20 protein-coding genes and 1 tRNA gene are annotated in these 18,051 nt (G+C 66.7%); 10 read left to right on the top strand and 11 right to left on the bottom strand.

The features are described 5' to 3' along the window. Window positions 1-141: 141 nt before the first annotated feature. The 3 genes from flgM to flgZ are packed head-to-tail and all read left to right on the top strand — an operon-like array spanning window position 142 to window position 1,810. Window positions 142-465 carry a flagellar biosynthesis anti-sigma factor FlgM gene (gene flgM, locus VQ067_RS08690; RefSeq protein WP_340080820.1) on the top strand — a complete coding sequence of 108 codons (324 nt, stop codon included), beginning with the start codon at window positions 142-144 and terminating at the stop codon, window positions 463-465. A gap of 54 nt (window positions 466-519) precedes the next feature. Further along, entirely contained in the window at window positions 520-990 is a 471-nt protein-coding gene (locus VQ067_RS08685) for a flagella synthesis protein FlgN (RefSeq protein ID WP_003091733.1), read from the top strand. A gap of 28 nt (window positions 991-1,018) precedes the next feature. Next, a complete protein-coding gene (gene flgZ / locus VQ067_RS08680) occupies window positions 1,019-1,810 on the top strand; it encodes a flagellar brake protein FlgZ (RefSeq protein ID WP_003119635.1) in 792 nt (263 codons plus the stop codon). 3 nt (window positions 1,811-1,813) lie between these two features. Here flgZ and VQ067_RS08675 read toward each other — a convergent pair whose 3' ends face one another. The 3 genes from VQ067_RS08675 to VQ067_RS08665 all read right to left on the bottom strand — a co-directional run bounded on the left by VQ067_RS08675 (window position 1,814) and on the right by VQ067_RS08665 (window position 5,196). Beyond that, window positions 1,814-2,425, bottom strand: coding sequence for a TIGR04282 family arsenosugar biosynthesis glycosyltransferase (locus VQ067_RS08675; RefSeq protein ID WP_003130276.1), 612 nt, complete (start codon window positions 2,423-2,425; stop codon window positions 1,814-1,816). A gap of 41 nt (window positions 2,426-2,466) precedes the next feature. Then, complete coding sequence (locus VQ067_RS08670) at window positions 2,467-3,771, bottom strand: MFS transporter (protein ID WP_009313683.1); 1,305 nt, start codon at window positions 3,769-3,771, stop codon at window positions 2,467-2,469. Window positions 3,772-3,954: 183 nt separating this feature from the next. Next, window positions 3,955-5,196 (bottom strand): glutamine synthetase family protein, encoded by a 1,242-nt coding sequence (locus VQ067_RS08665; RefSeq protein WP_003119633.1) that lies wholly within the window; start codon window positions 5,194-5,196, stop codon window positions 3,955-3,957. Between the two features lie 325 nt (window positions 5,197-5,521). On the opposite strand from VQ067_RS08665, the gene dsdA reads away from it, so the two are divergent. Together dsdA and VQ067_RS08655 are read left to right on the top strand one after the other, a co-directional pair. Continuing rightward, window positions 5,522-6,868: a D-serine ammonia-lyase gene (gene dsdA, locus VQ067_RS08660; RefSeq protein WP_033990740.1), complete on the top strand. Its 1,347-nt coding sequence runs from the start codon at window positions 5,522-5,524 to the stop codon at window positions 6,866-6,868. Window positions 6,869-6,924: 56 nt separating this feature from the next. Beyond that, window positions 6,925-7,803, top strand: coding sequence for a DMT family transporter (locus tag VQ067_RS08655; RefSeq protein WP_003098734.1), 879 nt, complete (start codon window positions 6,925-6,927; stop codon window positions 7,801-7,803). Window positions 7,804-7,807: 4 nt separating this feature from the next. On the opposite strand, the gene VQ067_RS08650 is transcribed toward VQ067_RS08655, so the two are convergent. Together VQ067_RS08650 and VQ067_RS08645 are read right to left on the bottom strand one after the other, a co-directional pair. Further along, window positions 7,808-8,818, bottom strand: a complete 1,011-nt coding sequence (locus VQ067_RS08650; RefSeq protein WP_003119630.1) for a DUF2955 domain-containing protein — start codon at window positions 8,816-8,818, stop codon at window positions 7,808-7,810. Window positions 8,819-8,840: 22 nt separating this feature from the next. Next, a complete protein-coding gene (locus tag VQ067_RS08645; protein ID WP_003091742.1) occupies window positions 8,841-9,899 on the bottom strand; it encodes an HlyD family secretion protein in 1,059 nt (352 codons plus the stop codon). Window positions 9,900-10,365: 466 nt separating this feature from the next. Between VQ067_RS08645 and VQ067_RS08640 the strand changes: the two genes are divergently transcribed. After that, window positions 10,366-10,713 carry a fucose-binding lectin II gene (locus tag VQ067_RS08640; RefSeq protein ID WP_003091745.1) on the top strand — a complete coding sequence of 116 codons (348 nt, stop codon included), beginning with the start codon at window positions 10,366-10,368 and terminating at the stop codon, window positions 10,711-10,713. A gap of 46 nt (window positions 10,714-10,759) precedes the next feature. On the opposite strand, the gene VQ067_RS08635 is transcribed toward VQ067_RS08640, so the two are convergent. The 5 genes from VQ067_RS08635 to VQ067_RS08615 all read right to left on the bottom strand — a co-directional run bounded on the left by VQ067_RS08635 (window position 10,760) and on the right by VQ067_RS08615 (window position 15,964). Then, entirely contained in the window at window positions 10,760-11,434 is a 675-nt protein-coding gene (locus VQ067_RS08635) for a DUF3313 domain-containing protein (RefSeq protein ID WP_003091746.1), read from the bottom strand. Window positions 11,435-11,954: 520 nt separating this feature from the next. Further along, the gene (amiR, locus tag VQ067_RS08630) at window positions 11,955-12,545 is read right to left on the bottom strand and encodes a transcriptional antitermination factor AmiR (protein WP_003091749.1); all 591 of its coding nucleotides are present in this window, start codon (window positions 12,543-12,545) and stop codon (window positions 11,955-11,957) included. Continuing rightward, window positions 12,542-13,699, bottom strand: coding sequence for an aliphatic amidase expression-regulating protein AmiC (gene amiC, locus VQ067_RS08625; protein ID WP_033990743.1), 1,158 nt, complete (start codon window positions 13,697-13,699; stop codon window positions 12,542-12,544). Before amiC ends, amiR begins: the two co-directional genes overlap by 4 nt. 25 nt (window positions 13,700-13,724) lie before the next feature. After that, the gene (locus tag VQ067_RS08620; RefSeq protein ID WP_033990745.1) at window positions 13,725-14,840 is read right to left on the bottom strand and encodes an AAA family ATPase; all 1,116 of its coding nucleotides are present in this window, start codon (window positions 14,838-14,840) and stop codon (window positions 13,725-13,727) included. Between the two features lie 83 nt (window positions 14,841-14,923). Continuing rightward, on the bottom strand, window positions 14,924-15,964 hold the full coding sequence (locus VQ067_RS08615; RefSeq protein ID WP_003091756.1) for an aliphatic amidase: 1,041 nt from the start codon (window positions 15,962-15,964) through the stop codon (window positions 14,924-14,926). Window positions 15,965-16,230: 266 nt separating this feature from the next. On the opposite strand from VQ067_RS08615, the gene VQ067_RS08610 reads away from it, so the two are divergent. Then, window positions 16,231-16,569 (top strand): YdcA family protein, encoded by a 339-nt coding sequence (locus tag VQ067_RS08610; protein WP_003109297.1) that lies wholly within the window; start codon window positions 16,231-16,233, stop codon window positions 16,567-16,569. 50 nt (window positions 16,570-16,619) lie between these two features. Here VQ067_RS08610 and VQ067_RS08605 read toward each other — a convergent pair. Then, a tRNA-Arg gene (locus VQ067_RS08605) sits at window positions 16,620-16,696 on the bottom strand. A 119-nt stretch (window positions 16,697-16,815) separates the two neighbouring features. Here VQ067_RS08605 and VQ067_RS08600 point away from each other — a divergent pair. From VQ067_RS08600 to VQ067_RS08590, 3 genes are all read left to right on the top strand, one after another. Then, a complete protein-coding gene (locus VQ067_RS08600) occupies window positions 16,816-17,334 on the top strand; it encodes a GNAT family N-acetyltransferase (protein ID WP_033990747.1) in 519 nt (172 codons plus the stop codon). Window positions 17,335-17,526: 192 nt separating this feature from the next. Beyond that, the gene (locus VQ067_RS08595; RefSeq protein ID WP_003109295.1) at window positions 17,527-17,805 is read left to right on the top strand and encodes a hypothetical protein; all 279 of its coding nucleotides are present in this window, start codon (window positions 17,527-17,529) and stop codon (window positions 17,803-17,805) included. An 88-nt stretch (window positions 17,806-17,893) separates the two neighbouring features. Beyond that, window positions 17,894-18,040, top strand: a complete 147-nt coding sequence (locus VQ067_RS08590) for a hypothetical protein (RefSeq protein ID WP_003091766.1) — start codon at window positions 17,894-17,896, stop codon at window positions 18,038-18,040. Window positions 18,041-18,051 lie beyond the last annotated feature (11 nt).

The following is an 18,051-nucleotide window of genomic DNA, read 5'->3' as shown; positions in this document are numbered from 1 at the left end:
GAAAGCCGTGGCCGGTAGCGCTGGCGCTACCCCGGCGGGTTTCTCTAAACTGGGAAACGACGCACGAAAATAAGTCCTAAAGTTTTTCAAGCCTTCGCCGAAAAGCTAGGCAAGCGTCCAATACCTTCGAGGTTTACAACCATGGTCATCGACTTCAACCGGCTGAATCCCGGCAGCACGCCAGCCACCACCGGCCGTACCGGCAGCACCGCCGCGGGGCGTCCCGACGCCACTGGCGCCGACAAGGCAGGCCAGGCCGCGACTTCCGCTCCGAAGAGCGGCGAGTCGGTGCAGATCAGCGAAACCGCCCAGAACATGCAGAAAGTCACGGACCAGCTGCAGACCCTGCCGGTGGTCGACAACGATAAGGTTGCCCGGATCAAGCAAGCGATCGCCGATGGCACTTATCAGGTCGACAGCGAGCGTGTTGCCATCAAGCTGCTCGACTTCGAATCCCAGCGCTGACCTCGAAGGACGCGCTGGAGGACATTGGACGCCGAATGAACTCCCGAGCCCGAGATGCCTGACTCCCCTACCCTGCTCGATCTGTTCGCCGAGGATATCGGCCACGCCAGCCAACTCCTGCAGTTGGTCGACGAAGAATTCCAGGCCCTGGAACGGCGCGAGCTGCCGGTCCTGCAACAGCTTCTCGGGGCCAAGCAGCCACTGATGCAGCAACTGGAGCGAAATGGCCGGGCCCGCGCGGAAATCCTCCGCGAAGCCGGCGTTTCCCTCGACCGCGAAGGCCTTGCCCGCTACGCCCGCGAGCGCGCGGATGGCGCCGAGCTGCTGGCGCGCGGCGACGAACTGGGCGAACTGCTGGAGCGTTGCCAGCAGGCCAATCTGCGCAACGGGCGGATCATCCGCGCCAACCAGGCTTCCACCGGCAGCCTGCTGAACATCCTCCGCGGCCAGGACGCCCCGAGCCTGTACGACAGCCGCGGCGGCACCGCCTCGAGCAGCCGGCAACGCCCGCTCAGCCAGGCCTGAACCCGACCAGCACACGTATCAAGGCACAGTGCTATCATTGAGGCATTCGTGCCCCAGGAGAGCATTGAAGGTGCCCAACCCGTTCGTCGAAGAAGCGGGGCCGCAACCCCCGAAGGTGCTCAAGGCCCCCGTGGAAATCCAGGCCAACCTGCGCCTGCTGCAGGATAGCCGCGACTCCCTGCTGATCACCTTTGCCGATCGCAACCAGCGCTTCCAGAGCTTCCTGGTAGACATCGACCGCGACCGCGGGATGGTCGCGCTGGACGAACTCATCCCCAACACCGGCGAACGTTTCCTGCAGAATGGCGAGGCGTTTCGCGTCGAAGCCTTCCACGAAGGCGTGCGTATCGCCTGGGAATGCGAGCGCCCGGTGCAGTTCGGCGAACACGACGGCGTTCCCTGCTACTGGGCCGCCCTTCCCGCCGAAGTGCTCTACCACCAGCGCCGCAACGCCTACCGCGCCAGCATCAAGCAGAGCCAGCCGATCGCCGCGGAAATCGCCGGGGAAAAACTCCGCGCGCCGCTGAGCGGACAACTGCTGGATATCTCCGCCACCGGCGCCAAGCTACGCTTCGCCGGCAATGTCGCCGAACGCCTGCATCCCGGCGAGATCTACGAAGACTTCAGCGCCCAGTTGCCACAGGGCGCGATCAGCAGCGCGATCGAACTGCGTCACGTGCGCTTCGACGAAAAGCTCGACGCGACCTTCGCCGGCGTCCGCTTCAGCGAGATGAGCGGCCTCGCCCAGCGCCAGGTGGATCGCTTCGTCTACCAGTTGCAACGCGAAGCCCGGCGCTTCGAGAAAGACGAACTGTTCTGAGTCTCACAGGACCACTCCCAGCGCCGCCAGGCGCGGCAGGTCCTCGGGACGGTCGACGTCCCAGAGCGCCGGCAACAGGTGATGCTCCCAGCCCAGTTGCCGGAGACGCTCGCAGGTCAGCGCCAGCAGGCGGTCTCCGCCCCAGGGCATCGACTCGAACAACAGCGGGTCGACCCGGGTCAGGCCGAGCAGCGCGTAGCCGCCCCGCTCCACCGGCCCCAGCACCGCCTGGTGGCGGCCCAGGGCGGTGCAGGCCGCTTCCAGGTAGTCGCCGTCCAGCACCGGGCAGTCGTGGCGAATCAGCAGTACCGCCTCGCTTTCCGCCAACCCCAGCGCCGCGATACGCCGCATGCGCTCGCCGGGATCGCCGGCCGGCTGGCTCATCAGGCTCCAGCCCAATGCCATAGCCAGCGTCTGCAGATCGCTGTCCAGATCGTCGTCGAACCAGAGGATGCGGGCACTGAAACCGCGATCGGGCAGGCGCAGGGCGCGTTCCAGCAATACCCGCTGCAAGCGTCCCGCGCTCTCCTCGCCGATGGCCTGGGCGATCTTCGGCCGCCGCTGCCCTGGCGGCAGGTTGCGCACCATCAGGTGAAGGGAAAGCGTCGGACTCATCGCAACCTCTCCTGCCTATCGGCTCCCGCGGCGAGCGGAATTCAGTTCTGCATCGCGCCGTCGGCCTGCGGCGCGTCGGGCTCGCCATCGACCATCTGTTCCTGCACCGCCTGTTCGTCTACCCGCGGATCGAGCGCCGCGACCAGCGGGGAGCTGGTCATGTTGTCCGGGGTCGGCACGTGGTGCAGCGGCGCGTCGTCGACCCGGTGCAGGCCGCTGACCTTCTCCGGATGGACCCGCCATACCAGGATCAGCGCGCAGGCGCTGACGAACGCATATAGCATGTTAGCGCCAAACAGCCGCATCAGCGCGCCGGCCGCCAGCGGCCCGATGCAGGCGCCGACGCCGAAGGTCACCAGCAGCATGGCCGTTAGCGAAACCCGTCGCTCGGTCTCCACGTGGTCGTTGGAAAAGGCCACTGCCAGCGGATAGAGGGTGAACTGCAACATGCTCGCGGCGATTCCCAGGGCCAGCAGCAACGCCAGTGGCATCTGTTGCAACAATGCCAGCGGCAAGGCGAACAGGCACAGCAGGATGGCGCAGGCGCGGATCAGCCAGGCGCGGTCGCGACGGTCGGACAGCCAGCCGAGCGGCCACTGCACCAGCAGCCCGGCGAAGATGCAGGCGCCCATGTACAGGCCGACCTCCTCGTTGGGCAACCCCAACTGGTTGGCGTACAGCGGCGCCAGGCCATAGAAGGAGCCGACCACCAGCCCCGAGACCAATACGGTGGTCAGCGACTGCGGCACCCGGCGGATGAAGAAACGTGGTTCGAGCGGCGCCGGGCGCAGCGCCGCGGGGTGGATCTTGTGGGTCAGGGCCAGCGGCACCAGGCACAGGGCGAAACAGAAGGCCACCAGCATCAGCAATTCCGGCCCCAGTTGCGGATGCGCCACCAGGATCATCTGGCCGAGCACCAGGCCCAGGTAGGAAGCCGCCATGTAGCCGCCGAACACCGCGCCGCGCTGGCTGGCATCGGCCTGCTCGTTGAGCCAGCTCTCGATCACCATGTACTGGCACATCAGGCCCAGGCCCATCACCATGCGCAAGGCGATCCACGCCGGCAGCCAGGGCAGCAGGCCATGGCCGAGGACCGCGGCGGTGACCACCCCGGCGCAGGCGACGTAGGCGCGGATGTGGCCGACCCGGGCGATCAGCCGGTGACCGACCTTGCCGCCCAGCACCAGGCCGAAGTAGTTGGCTGCCATCAGCGCGCCGACCCACAGGCCGTCGACCTTGTCCGCCGCCAGGCGCAGCGCCAGGTAGGTGCTGAGCAGGCCGGAGCCGGTGAGCATCAGCAGGGTAGCGAAATAGAGAGCGCGAAAAGAGAAGAAAATCCGCCGCATCGGACCTCCGGTCCCGTACAAGGGAGCCGGCGCCGCTCGCGGACTGCCCGGCTCGCACAGCGTTGGAGTCCCGGGGAGGCCCCGGGACAGGACGCGGGATGCCGAAGCCGGCACCCGACACCACGACCCTGCCGCCGCGAGGCGGCAGGGGGTGACACAGGGCTAGGAAAGTACCACGGTGGATCAGGCCTGGGCTGCCAGGACGCGACGCTCCCAGGGGCTGATCTCGTCGAAGAAGCTGGTCAGCTCCATGCTCTTGGTCGCCACGTAGCCTTCGACGAACTCGCTGCCGAACAGTTCGCGCGCCAGCGCGCTGCCTTTCAGGCGCCGCAGGGCATCGTACATGGTGCAGGGCAGGGTCAGCTCCTCCGGTACCTCGAACTCGCCCTGGATCGCCGGGCTCGGCTCCAGTTCGTGCTCCAGACCGTAGAGACCGGCGGCCAGGCTGGCGGCGATGGCCAGGTAAGGGTTGGCGTCGGCGCCCGGCAGGCGATTCTCGACGCGCCGCGCGGAGGCTCCGCTGGCCGGGATGCGCAGGCCGGCGGCGCGGTTGTCGTGGGACCAGCAGGCGTTGTTCGGCGATGCGTAGGGATGGCAGAGGCGCTGGAAGGAGTTCACGTGCGGCGCGAAGAAGGGCGTGAAGTCCGCCAGGCAGGCCTGCTGGCCGCCGATGAAGTGGCGGAACGCGGCGGAAGGCTCGCCATCGGCTTCGCTGAAGATGTTTCGCCCGCCGTCCAGTTCGACGATGCTCTGGTGGATGTGCATCGAGCTGCCCGGCGTCTTCGCCAGCGGCTTGGCCATGCACACCACGATCAGGCCGTGCTTGAGCGCGACCTCCTTGAGCAGGTGCTTGAACAGGAAGGTCTGGTCGGCCAGCAGGACCGGGTCGCCATGCAGGAAGTTGATCTCGAACTGGCTGGTGCCCATCTCGTGCATGAAGGTGTCGCGCACCAGGCCCAGCGCATCCATGCAGCGGTAGACGTCCTCGAAGAACGGCCGCAGGCCGTTGTTGGAAGACACGCTGAAGGCCGAATAGCCCAGCTCGCGCCGGCCATCCGGCCCCAGCGGGGCCTGGAACGGCTCGTTGGGATCGGTGTTCGGGGCGAAGACGAAGAATTCCAGTTCGGTGGCCACCACCGGTTGCCAGCCGTGGGCGGCGTAGCGCGCCACCACCTGCTTGAGCAGGCCGCGGGTGGACAACCCGGACGGCGTGCCATCCAGTTCCTGCGCGTCGCAGATGGCGAAGGCGCGCGGAGTGTTGCTCCAGGGCAGGCGATGGACCTGGGTCGGCTCGGCGACCAGCGCCAGGTCGCCATCGTCGCTGCCATAGAAGCGCGCCGGCGGGTAGCCGCCCATGATGCATTGCAGCAGCACGCCACGGGCGAGCTGCAGGCGCCGGCCGCTGAGGAAGCCCTCGCCGGTCATCACCTTGCCGCGCGGCACCCCGTTGAGGTCGGGGGTGACGCATTCGATTTCTTCAACTCCAGCCAGCCGTTCGGCGAGTGAGCCTTGGCCTTCGATAGTCATGACTTCTTATCCTTGTTGGTATCGCGGATGCCGCACCGGGCGGCGGCCGCGTACAAAATACGCATCGCTTGTTCAAGATATCAAGCATGCGGCACATTCTCGCGTGTGCAAAGCCTTTCGCCGCAGAGGCGTTCTGCCTTGCCTGCCGGGTACGAGGAAAAACGCCGGCCAGGCGTATATCCTCTGTGCCTTCGCCGCCCTACCCGCCACAGGAGTACTGCCGTTGATTCTCGGAACACCCAAGGCCGACTGGCTCGCCGAATTCCCGCGCCTGGCCGACCTGATCGCCCTGCGCCCGAGCGAGTGGTTCAACCCGGCCATCGCGCCGAGCGCCGAAGCCCTGGCCGACGTCGGCCTCGGCGCCGCCGACGTGGCCGACGCCAGCGCCCGCCTGCAGCGCTTCGCCCCGCTGATCGCCCGGCTGTTTCCGGAAACCGCCGCCAGCGGCGGCATCATCGAGTCCGACCTGGTCGAGGTCGCCGCCTTCCACGATGCCCTGCGCCAGCATTACGCCGCCGAACTGCCCGGCCGGCTCTGGCTGAAACGCGATAGCCACCTGCCGATCTCCGGCTCGATCAAGGCCCGCGGCGGCATCTATGAAGTGCTCGCCCATGCCGAGCGCCTGGCCCTGGAGCACGGCCTGGTCGGCCTCGACGACGACTACTCGCGGCTGGCCGAGGCGGATTGCCGGGCATTCTTCGCCCGCCACCGGATAGCCGTGGGCTCCACCGGCAACCTGGGCCTTTCCATCGGCATCATCGGCGCCGCGCTGGGCTTCCAGGCCAGCGTGCACATGTCCGCCGACGCCCGCCAGTGGAAGAAGGACAAGCTGCGCGCCCACGGCGTGACGGTGGTGGAGTACGCCTCCGACTACAGTGTCGCGGTGGAACAGGGCCGCCGCGAAGCGGCCGGCGAGCCCTACACCCATTTCGTCGACGACGAAAACTCCCGCGACCTGTTCCTCGGCTACGCCGTCGCCGCCGAGCGACTGCGCGGCCAGCTGGACGCCGCCGGCATCCGCGTCGACAGCGAGCACCCGCTGTTCGTCCACCTGCCCTGCGGGGTCGGCGGCGGTCCCGGCGGGGTGGCCTTCGGCCTCAAGCTGGCGTTCGGCGACGCGGTGCACTGCCTGTTCGCCGAGCCGACCCATTCGCCCTGCATGTTCCTCGGCGTCTATACCGGCCGCCACGAGCAGGTTTCGGTGCAGGACTTCGGCATCGACAACCACACCGCCGCCGATGGCCTGGCGGTGGGGCGTCCGTCGGGCTTCGTCGGCCGCGCCATGCAGCGCCTGCTCGACGGCTACTACACGGTGGACGACGACGAGTTGTTCCGCCTGCTCGCGTTGCTCGAGCGCAGCCAGGGCATCCGCCTGGAACCCTCGGCCCTGGCCGGCGCGCCGGGCATCGCCCGGGTCACCCGTGAGCCGCAGGGCTATCGCGAACGCATGGGGCTGACCTCGGCGCGCCTGGCCAATGCCACCCACCTGGTCTGGGCCACCGGCGGCGGCATGGTGCCCGAGACGGAAATGCGCGCCTACCTGGAGCGAGGCCGCTCGCTGCTGGACTGACACCGACACGCGCGGGGCGCCACGACCGTCCCGCCACCTCCCGACGAGGACCTTGCATGCGCACACCCGCCTGGCTCGGCAGCGGCATGCCGCTGCTCTTCGTGCTGCTCTGGAGCACTGGATTCCTCGGCGCCAAGTTCGGCCTGCCGTACGCCGAGCCCTTCACCTTCCTGGCCATCCGCCTGCTCCTCGCGGCCGCCCTGCTGGCCGCCTTCGCCCTGCTCAGCGGTGCGCCCTGGCCGGGCTCGGCACGGCTGGCCGGGCATGTCGCGGTCGCCGGCCTGCTGGTCCATGGCCTGTACCTGGGCGGGGTGTTCCTCGCCATCGAGCACGGCATGTCGGCCGGCCTGACCTCCCTGTTGGTCGGCCTGCAACCGCTGGCTACCGCGGCCCTGGCCGGCATCTGGCTCGGCGAGCAGGTCAGCCGCCGGCAATGGCTGGGCCTGGCGCTCGGCCTGGCTGGCGTAGCCCTGGTGGTGCTCGGCCGCATCCACGGTGGCGCCGACGGCCTGGCCTGGGCCGCGGTGCTGGTGGCGCTGGCGGCGATCACCTGCGGCACGCTGTACCAGAAGCGCTTCTGCGGCGGCATGGACCTGCGCACCGGCGGCGTCGTCCAGTACCTGGCCAGCGGCGCCCTGCTCGGCCTCGCCGCGCTGCTTTTCGAAAGCCGCGAGGTGCAGTGGAGCACGCCGTTCGTGCTGACCCTCGGCTGGCTGGTGCTGGGACTCTCGTTCGGCGCCGTCGGCCTGCTCTACACGCTGATCCGGCACGGCGCCGCATCGAAGGTGGCGAGCCTGTTCTACCTGGTGCCGCCAGTGACCGCGCTGGCCTCCTGGCTGCTGTTCGACGAGCGCCTGGCGCCGGCGGCGATCGGCGGCATGCTGCTGGTGATGCTCGGCGTCGCGCTGGTCAACTGGCCGGGCCGACGCGCCTGAGGCCTCAGTGGCTGTAGTGCCGGGTGGCGGCGAAGCGGTTGAGGAACAGGTGGATCACCAGCACCGTCATCAGCGTGATCAGCACCGCGAAGCACACCGAGGTAAATCGGTAGAGCACGCTGTACATCATGTCGTGGGTCGGCGTCAGGTACTGGCCGAGGACGATCGCCAGGGTGGTCAGCGCGCCGAAACCGATCCCCGGTACGCCGTTCTCCAGCATGTGGATGCGCGCGCAGAACATCGCCGAGATCCACAGCAACAGGGCGACGAAGGGCAGGATGTCGTAGTGATCGTAGAGCAGCACCTGCAAGCCCACCGCCAGCGCACAGCCGAGCAGCGTACCGAGGGCGCGGATGCGCCCGGCGAAGTGCACGCCCTTCCAGTGCATGGGGAACAACACCAGGATCGAGGCGATCTGCGCCGACAGCGAGTCCTTCAGGTCGAAGGTCTGGAAGACCACGAAGGACAGGGTCGCCACCGTGGCCCCGAGCAGCGTCTCGTGGCGCCGGCTGGGGGCGTCCTTGGCCGGCGCCTGGCGCGGCGGCCGCGGTTCGACGTCGGGGAACAGGTAGAACATCAGCACGGCGATGGCCACCGTCAGCCAGGTGGCGACCATGTTGCTGGCGAGCATGTCGAACAGATCGACGTCCGGATAGCTGGCAAAGTGCAGCAGCATCGAGAGGAACACCGAACTCAGTGCGCCGAAGAAGAACAGCGGGCCGCGCGCCATCAGGGCGAAGCGGTAGACGAAGAGGCCGAAGACGATAGGCGTCATCAGCAGCGGCCGGTCGCCGAACAACCCGTACAGCACCAGTACCTCGACGCTGATCACCACCGAGTTGGCGAGGAACTGGCGGACGATGTGCAGGTTGATCACCGGCGTCAGGCCGAGCAGCAGCATCGGGTAGACGCCGAAGAACGAGCCGTAGTCCCAGTTCATCAGCTTGCAGACGAAGAACCCCAGGGTGCCGCCGCCGGCGATGCGCAGGCACTGACGCAGGTCGTTGGCGGACATCGCGAGCTTGGCCGGCATGGCGTCAGTAGACGTAGTGCAGCAGGCTGATGGCGACGATCTGCGCGCGACCGAGCAGGTGGCTCAGGCCGTCGCCGGGATACAGCTGCACGGTGGCCTTGGCACCGGTGGGCAGCAAGCCTTCGGGAAGTTCGTCGAGCACCACGTGCAGGCGCTGGCGCTGAGCGTCGCGGACCCAGCGGTCGGAGGTGACCGGCGCGGCGAGGTCGCCGTTGGCGTCCAGCTGGCCCTCCTTGACCCCGGCGTCGATGGCCGCCACCCGCGCGCCGAACACTTCGCCGGGACGCGCGTCGAACACCACCGCCGCACGGTCGCCAGGGCGCACGTAGCGCAGCGATTTCTCGCGGAAGTCGGCGACGATGTCGATGCGGTCGTCCACCAGCGCCGCCACCGGCGTACCGGCCGGAACGTAGGTGCCCGGGGTCAGTTGCAGGTTGCTCAGGGTCCCGGCGCGGTCGGCCCGGACGCTGCTGTATTGCAGTTGCAGACGGGCCTGGGCCAGGGCGTTACGCGCCTGGCGCAGGCGCAGGTTGTCCTCGCCGGCCGTGCCGCGTCGCGCGGTCAGCTCGCCGATCCGCGCCTGGGCCGCGGCGACCCGGGCACGGGCGGCCTGGGCCTGGGCGCTGACCTGCTCGTGCATCTGCTGCGACACATGGTGGCGCTGCACCAGTTGGGCGGTGCGGCGCGCCTCGCTGTCCAGCTCGCCGGCGCTGCTGCGCGCGGCCAGGAGGTCGGCCTTGGCCGAGGCGATGGCGGCATCCAGCTCGCGGTTGGTGCGCTCGGCTTCCTCCAGTGCCAGTTCGGCCTGGCGCACGGCCAGTTGGAACGGCTCGGGATCGAGGCGGAACAACACTTCGCCGGGCTGCACGTGGCCGTTGTTGGACACCAGCACCTCGGCGACCTGACCGCTGACACGCGGCGCGACGCGCACCACCGGCCGGGTCAACTGGGCCTGCGGGGTGAGCGGCATCCACAGGTCGGCGACCAGGAAGTAGACGAACAGCAACACGAATACCGCGATAGCGACTTGAACCCAACGGGCAAATCGTTGATCGGGAGTCATAGGGTACGAGCCTCGAATCCAGCGGGAATGCAGTCGCCGCAGCGGGGCCTGAATGCGGGGGTTGGCGCGGCCGGGATGGAACCGGCGACCCGGACGACGGCCAGTGGGTAGCCGTCGCCGCTGCGGCGACCAGGTGACGCAGTATATTTCGAGACAATCGCCCCTGGCCTGCCGGCATCGGCAATAGATCATTACAGACAGCGTAACAATCGAACGAGCGGGCCGGCAGGCGGCTGCCATAGACCGGCACCGGGCCATGCATCGCCAGTGCCCGGACACCCCTGTAGCCCTCCTGCGAACTCTAGCAGTGGTCGCGCCCGGTCGACGGCGTAGATTGGCTGAACGATGCGTCCTTCCTGCCTGCGCATCGCCTGCCGCCAAGGACTGCGGATCTCTCCCGACACGCCATACCGCGCGCCAGACGGCTGCCTGAAAAGGCAGGCCAGGTATTCAGTGGAGATACATCATGGCAACACAAGGAGTGTTCACCCTTCCCGCCAACACCCAGTTCGGCGTCACCGCCTTCGCCAACTCGGCCGGAACCCAGACGGTGAACGTGCAGGTCAACAACGAAACCGTCGCGACCTTCACCGGGCAAAGCACCAACAACGGCATCATCGGCAGCAAGGTGCTCAACTCGGGCGGCGGCGGCAAGGTGCAGATCCTGGTCAGCGTCAATGGCCGCTCTTCGGATCTGGTTTCGGCGCAGGTGATCCTGGCCAATGAGCTGAACTTCGCCCTGGTCGGCTCTGAAGACAGCACCGACAACGACTACAACGACGCCGTCGTGGTGATCAACTGGCCGCTCGGCTAGCGTAGGAAAAGGCGGCGGGGACGCTTAGCCAGTTCCCCGCCGACCGTCATCGACGAGAACCGAGAGTCTTCTCGTACGACATGCGCATGTCGGCCGCCCAACCGTCCAGCACCGCCTTGACATCGTCTCCCGTGATCGGCTGATCGGAATCGTCCAGCGCCTTGCCGGTGCCCTGGCGCACCATCTTCGCCAATACCTTGTTGTCCCCACCGTCGAGCAGCATGGCCTCGGTGGCGATCTGGGTATCCTGGTCGCGAATCCCGACCGCCGTGCTCATCCCAGCAGCGATCAGCGCGATGGGGATGACCTCGTATGGCCGTAGACCCTGGGTATGGCTGGAAACTGCGGTGATCGCCGGTTTCAGCACCAGGATCCCCGGGCCGGGGGCGCTGGCCAGCGGCAGGCTCTTGCCCAGCTCACGGCGCAATGCCTGATCGTAGTAGGTCGTGATGTCCGCAAGCGTCTTCGCGGAAACCTTGTCGTTCGGTTTCGGGACCGGATAGAACCTGCTGGGCTCGATGTAGATCCGCTGGTAGCGCCGCACGTCCGCCTGCGGGTCTACCCAGCGCAGGAGCGGCGCTCCGGAAGGCGCGGTGGCAGGCGCCAGCGTCGAATAGTCACCGATGAAGCCCGAGTAGTTTTCCGGCTTGACCTGACCATTGGAACAACCCACCAGCGCCGCCAGCAGCGCGCAGGAAACGGCAACTCGAAGTCGTTTCATTAAGAGCCTCGAACAGGGAAAGGAATGTCGCCGAACAATGGAAAACGCTCAGTCGAGAGCGAGTCGCTCAGAATATAGGCAGAAGTTGCAAAAACGGAAATCGCTTGCCGACGCTATATTCGGAATTGCTCCGCAACTCTCGAAGAGCGAATTCCTTTTCATTTCAGAACTGTTATGAATGCGCAGGAAAACCCAGCTCCGGAATATTGAGAAGCCCTAACCGCGGGAGCCGCAGTTCATCTGCGCCTCTTCGCACAGCGACGGCCCGCAGGCGCGCCGCCCCCCGTCTGTCCAGGGCAAGCCTGCGCTTTCCCGCCCGAACGCTACCGAACTTCCGGGCATATTAAAGTCGCACTGGACAGCGGCTTCGAATTCTACCCGAGCGCCTGCGGAAGACGATCCACTCCCAAACAGAATCGAAGAACTTGGAGAGAATCGCCGCAACCCAAGGAAGATGCTTCGACGAACGTTCCGACATCGGCATGCCCCAGCCTGTTGCCAGAAAACAGGCCGGTATCGCTCAGGCGGACGGCTCGTCTCCCAGCAACTCCCGGGCGATCTTCAGGATCGGCTCGCGTCGCTTCATCGCCTCCCGTGACAGGTACTGGTGCGCCTCGCGCTCGTCCCAGCCATGGCGCTGCATCAGCAACGCCTTGGCCTGGTTGATCCGGGCCTGGCCGGCAATGCGTTCCTGGAGCTGCTCGGTCTTCTGCTTCAGCTTCGCCATTTCCTCGCTGATGCGCCGCGCCGATACCAGCACAGGCAGCACCCGGTGGGCGTCGAGCGGCTGGGTGATCACGCCGTGGCACTCCAGTTCGATGATCTGCGAGAGCACCGCGGGGCTTTCGTACTCCACCAGCGCCACCAGGGTAGTGCGCGGAGTTCCGGCGGCGAGCAGCGCAGCGATCTCGTCGTGGTGGCGATTCTGGAAAATGCTGGTGAAGACCACGTCCACCGGCACGTCGAAAGCTTCCGGCGGCGGCCAGCACTGGCGCACCGAACAACCGATGCGGATCAGCTGCAAGACCAGGGCGTCGCTGACCTCTCCCGGCGGGTTGAGTACCAGCACCTGCAACTCGCGCAGGCTGCCAAGCAGCGAGTTGGCGCTCATGGGAGCGCTCCCCCGCCCATGCTGGCGGACCAGTCGTCGAGGTTATGCACGACGACATAAGGATCGGGGCGAATCGGTTCGGGCGACTGCCAGCGGACCTGGAACACGCCGCGCGCATCGATTTCCGCGATGCGCGAAGACAGGCGGCTGTGGTTGTTCTGGCGCTCCACCCGGACCGGCCCCTGCGGCGCGTCGATGCAAATGTCGTACAGGTGCCGCTGCACGTCTTCCACTCGCCAGTTGCCTGCGGCCTGCGCGGCGCGGCCAAGCAGCAAGGTCTGCCAGTAGGCCGCCTCGGCCCAGGCGGTGATGGTCGCGTTTTCCGGGAAGAAGCCATGGCAGGCCTGGACGAAGGCGCGGCTGGCGGCCGTATCGATGCTGGAGAAGTACGGCGCGACCACCACCTGCCCCTCCGCCACGTCGCTCTCCATCTTCGCCACCTCCGCCTCGCTGGTGGTCAGGCTGGCGATCGGCGGCCGCCTGCCATCGCCGTAGCGACGGGCGATGGCGCGATACAGCTCGGCGGTGCCGGTGCCCACCACGGTGGAGAAGACCACGTCGGCGCGCGCCTGGTAGATGCGCTCGACGGCGCGCTGCACGTCGTCGTCGGAGGGATACAGCGGAATGTAGATTTCCTCGAGCACCGTGCCGCCGTGCTGGCGGTACAGGTGGCGCATCACATGGTTGCTTTCCCGCGGATAGATGTAGTCCGAGCCGATGAACACCACCCGCTCGCCGTAGTGGCGAATCAGGTACGCCGCCAGCGGCGCACTGTTCTGGTTCGGCGCCGGACCGCCGTAGACGATGTTCGGCGAATACTCGAAGCCCTCGTAGGGAGTCGGGTAGCAGAGCAGCGCGTCGGCGCGCTCGACCACCGGCATCACCGCCTTGCGCGTGTGCGACATGTAGCAGCCCACGAGGAACCGTACCCCCCGGTTGCGAATGAAGTCCTCGGCGCACAGCCGATAGCGGTCCGGATCGCCGCCGGGGTCCTGGGACAGCGTATCGATCGGGCGACCGCCGACGCCGCCCTCGCGATTCAGTTGCTCGACCGCGAGCAATGCGCCATAGCGCTGCGAGCGCTCGATATCGGCGGTGACACCGGTTTCGGAGAACAGCAGGCCGATCAGCGGCCGCTCCTGGTGCGATCCCATCCGTTTCCTCTCCTGTGACTGTCGCTCAGCGCCGCACGAAGCGAACCCGCTCGTGCTCCAGGCTCGCCAGGTAGGTCGTGCAGTTCCCGTCGCCCGGCTGGTGGTGGTCGAGCAGATGCTCGGCCAGCGGTACCTCGAGATGATGACGGACGCTGCGGCGCAACGCACGGGCGCCGAACTGCCGGTCGAAGCCGGCGCGGGCGATCTTCGCCAGCACCTCCGGGGTCGCCTCCAGGCGGCAGCGATGCTTCTCCAGGCGCCGGTTGAGCCGCTGCACCTCCAACTCGACCAGGCGCGCGACGACGTTGCGTTCGATCCAGTTGAAGGTGACCACGCTATCGAGACGATTGACGAACTCCGGCGAGAAGGTCTTCAGCAGCCGGGCCCGGACCATCCCGTCGATGTCCCGCCGCCGGCGTTCGCCGCCGACCGGCAGCAGGCGCCAGGGCACGCGTTGGCGACGCTCGTCGTAGCGCTGGATCTCATGGGCGCAGAGATTGCTGGTCATGAACACCAGGGTGTTGCGGAAATGGTAGGTGCGTTCGCCGGAAGCGACCCGCAGCAGGCCGTTGTCGAGCACGTTGAGCAGCGCATGGACCACTTCCGGGCTGGCCTTCTCCAGTTCGTCGAAGAGAACGATGCCGGGGCGCCCGGGACTGCCGTCCAGCTTGTCCTGCTCCAACAGCGTGGTGCCCTCCTTCGCCCCGACGTAGCCCGGCGGCGCACCGGTGAGGGCGGCGGCATAGTGCTCCTGGGACAGGGTGTTCATGTCCACCCGGCAGAACCCCTCGGCGTCGCCGTGCAGGGCCCTGGCCAGGGCGCGCACGATCTCGGTCTTGCCGACCCCAGTGGGGCCGAGGAACAGCGCGCTGAACAGCGGACGGCGCGGGTCGGCGATGTCCGCGCGAACCACCTTGAGCATGTCCTCGACGGCCTGTAGCGCCGGTTCCTGGCCGAGCACCTCGGCGCGCAGGCAGTCCATCACCGCCGCCGGGTCGAAACGGAAGCGGCTGTGCAGGGCGCTGCGGTGGCTCAGGTGGGCCTGGAGCAGACTCGCCTCGGCGAGATTCTCCCGCGCCAGGGCCTGTTCCTCGTCCTGCTGCCGGCGGGACTGGTCGAGCATGTCGCTCAGAAAAGGCATGGATGAAACTCCTTCTGCCACAGGGGGGAAATGGCGGAGACGGCGTGCCGCGCGACGGCACGCCGGGCTGGCGGCGTCTGCCGTCAGGCCTCCTTCTCCAGTCCCTCGTAGGGCAGCCGGCCGACCGGGCATTGCGCCACGCCGGTAGTCGAGCGGGTCAGACGCTCGACATTCTCGCGCGCCTTCTCGGCGTCGGTGACCCAGGTGCGGTAGAACTCGAACGGACATTCCGCCAGGCCCCGGTCGCCATCGCCGGATGCCTGCAAGCCGCTGTAGCCACGGTGGAGGATCTTGAACAGGTGGTTCTGCGACTGATCGTTGGCGCGCGCATCGCGGATCTGCGAGAGCGACAGCTGGGCGTACTGGATACCCATTTCCTCCTCGCCGCACTCACCGAGGGTACGACCGTCGAAGCCGATGATCGCCGAGTGGCCGAAGTAGGAATACACGCCGTCGAAGCCGGCGGCGTTGGCCACCGCCACATAGCAGTTGTTGGCCCAGGCCATGGCCTTGGCCATCATCACCTGCTGGTCCTTGGCCGGGTACATGTAGCCCTGGCAGCGCACGATCAGCTCGGCGCCCTTCATCGCGCAGTCGCGCCAGATTTCCGGGTAGTTGCCGTCGTCGCAGATGATCAGGCTGATCTTCATGCCCTTCGGCCCTTCGCTGACGTAGGTCTGGCCACCGGGATACCAGCCCTCGATGGGGCACCAGGGAATGATCTTGCGGTACTTCTGGACGATCTCGCCGTTGTTGTCGATCAGCACCAGGGTGTTGTACGGCGCCTTGCGCGGATGCTCCTCGTGCCGTTCGCCGGTGAGGGAGAATACGCCCCAGACGTTGGCCTTGCGGCAGGCGCGGGAGAATATCTCGGTTTCCTCGCCGGGGATCGCCACCGCGGTTTCCATCATCTCCGCCGGATCGTACATGATGCCCTGCAGGCTGTACTCGGGGAACACCACCAGGTCCATGCCGGGTAGGCCCTGCTTCATGCCGACGATCATGTCGGCGATCTTCCGGGCGTTGTCCAGGACCTCCGCCGCGGTGTGCAGGCGCGGCATCTTGTAGTTGACCACCGCTACTCCGACGGTGTCGTTGCTGCTGGAAATATCGCCGTGACGCATGGATATCACCTCTTGTTGTTATTTTTTCGGGACGAAAAAAGGCCCTCCCGGGTAACCCCGGGAGAGCCCATTTGCTCTGTACGTATGCGTTAGGTTAGGTCCCGCGACATCGACGCTGATGCGCATGACCTGATGGCGCCACTTATAAGCCCCGTTGAAAAGACCTGTCAAGGCTCGGGTAAGACCATGTAATCGGCGCGCTCGCGAAAGCGCACGGCGCGCGCCTGAGATAGCATGCAGCCATCATTCGCACAGAAGCTTCGCCAATGAAATTCGGACTCTTCGCCTCGATCGCCCTCTTCCTCCTGTCGGTCTGCGCACTTCCGGCGCTGGCCGCCAATAGCCCCTGCTCGGGAAAGAAAGGCGGTATCGCCGGTTGCGACGGCGATATCTTCCTCTGCAACGACGGCTCCATCAGCGCCTCGAAGCGCAGTTGCGCGGCCTACTTCGGCAACGCCGGCGGACGTACCGGACAACCCGCCGTACAGCGTCTGCAAGGCACGACGCAGGGCTGTGCCTGTGGCAGCGGCTCGTTCTGCACGGGCCCGCGCGGAGGGGTGTACTGCCTGACGCCGGGCGGCAAGAAAAGCTATCGGAGAAAGTGACGGCAAGCGGACTGTCGAAGCGGCGAGGGAAGCTGGAGCAGAGCATGAAATGGCGTCCCGGAGAGGGGTCGAACCTCCAACCTTCCCCTTAGGAGGGGGATGCTCTATCCAATTGAGCTACCGGGACACGCCGGACATGGCGAGCGGTGCGCCGCGTCCGGGCGGCATGTTAACGGCAGAGAAAGCGTTTGTCATGCCACTGCCACCAAGGCTGCGCATAATTTTCCGCAACCCTGGAGGTGCAGCATGAACCAGACCGTCACCATTCCCGCCGCACAGGACCTGCCGGAGGCCCCGCGCCAGCCGCGGATACCGGACTCCCCCTTCGCCAGCTTCGACGTGCGGATCGCCAGCGAGCACGACGCGCCGCGCCTGTCGTTGCTGCTACAGCAACTCGGTAGCGCCGATCCGCGCCCGGACCCGGCGTTGCTGGCCATCCAACTGCAACGACCGCGCGGCGACCGGGTCACCCTGGTGGCCGAGCGCGGCGAGCGCCTGCTCGGCACCTGCACCCTGCATCTGATCGAACACCTGGCGCACGATTTCGCCCGCTCGGCGATTCTCGAAGACATGGTGGTCGACCGCCACGCCCGCGGCCAGGGCGTAGGCCGCGAGCTGATCGGCCGGGCCGTGGAGCGCGCGCGCAGTTGGGGCTGCTACAAACTGGCGCTTTCCAGTCACCAGGACCGGGAAACCGCGCAGCGCTTCTATGCCGCGCTAGGGTTCACCAGCCACGGCGTAAGCCTGGCGCTGCATCTGGGCTGACAGCATCATGCATTTTGCAACCGGCAAAATGCCAATCCGTGCAAAGTGCATGCGAGAGAGTCTCGGACACATATATAATTCATTGATTTAAAAGGATTTTTTATAGAAAAAAGTTGGCACAACCGCTGCTACAAGACCCTCAGGATCAAACCTTGGCCATCTGCCTGGCAAAGCTACGAAATGGAGGTGAACATGAGCAGCTCACGCAACCTGGTCGGCACCGGACTTCTTTCCCTGCTGGCTCTCGTAGTCTTCCAGAACAGCGCACTGGGCGACGAGGACAGGACGCAGGAACGCAACGGCGAAAAGCCGGTAGTGCTGGACAGCAACGCAACACCGCAGTGGGCACCCGCTGCGCAGCGACTGGTGATCCAGGCGCCCGAAGAATCCCCGCGCATCGTCACCGTAGGCGAGGACGAGCGCGGCACGGCGCTGGTGACCGCGGCCGACGAACAGGCCTGGACATTCTGACGAAGCAAGCGCCGGGAGACCGGCATCCAACGACGCTACACCGCCGCACAGGTCCCCGGGATGCTGGCGGGCGGAAGGGAGAAAGAACATGTGGATCCTGGCTTTGCCGCTGACCGCCCTGGCCCTTTCGGTCGGCGTCTACGGGCTGCTCTGGCTGATAGAGCGCGGAGGAGACGAATATCCAGCGAAGCTTCCGCTGAGCGACAAGGGCGCCACGGAACCTCGGCGCCACTGAGCCGGCACAAG

Origin of the sequence: Pseudomonas sp. KBN12P06040 (assembly GCF_037574965.1) — a bacterium.
Classification (GTDB): Bacteria; Pseudomonadota; Gammaproteobacteria; order Pseudomonadales; family Pseudomonadaceae; genus Pseudomonas; species Pseudomonas aeruginosa.
This window is presented reverse-complemented; position numbering and strand designations above follow the sequence as displayed.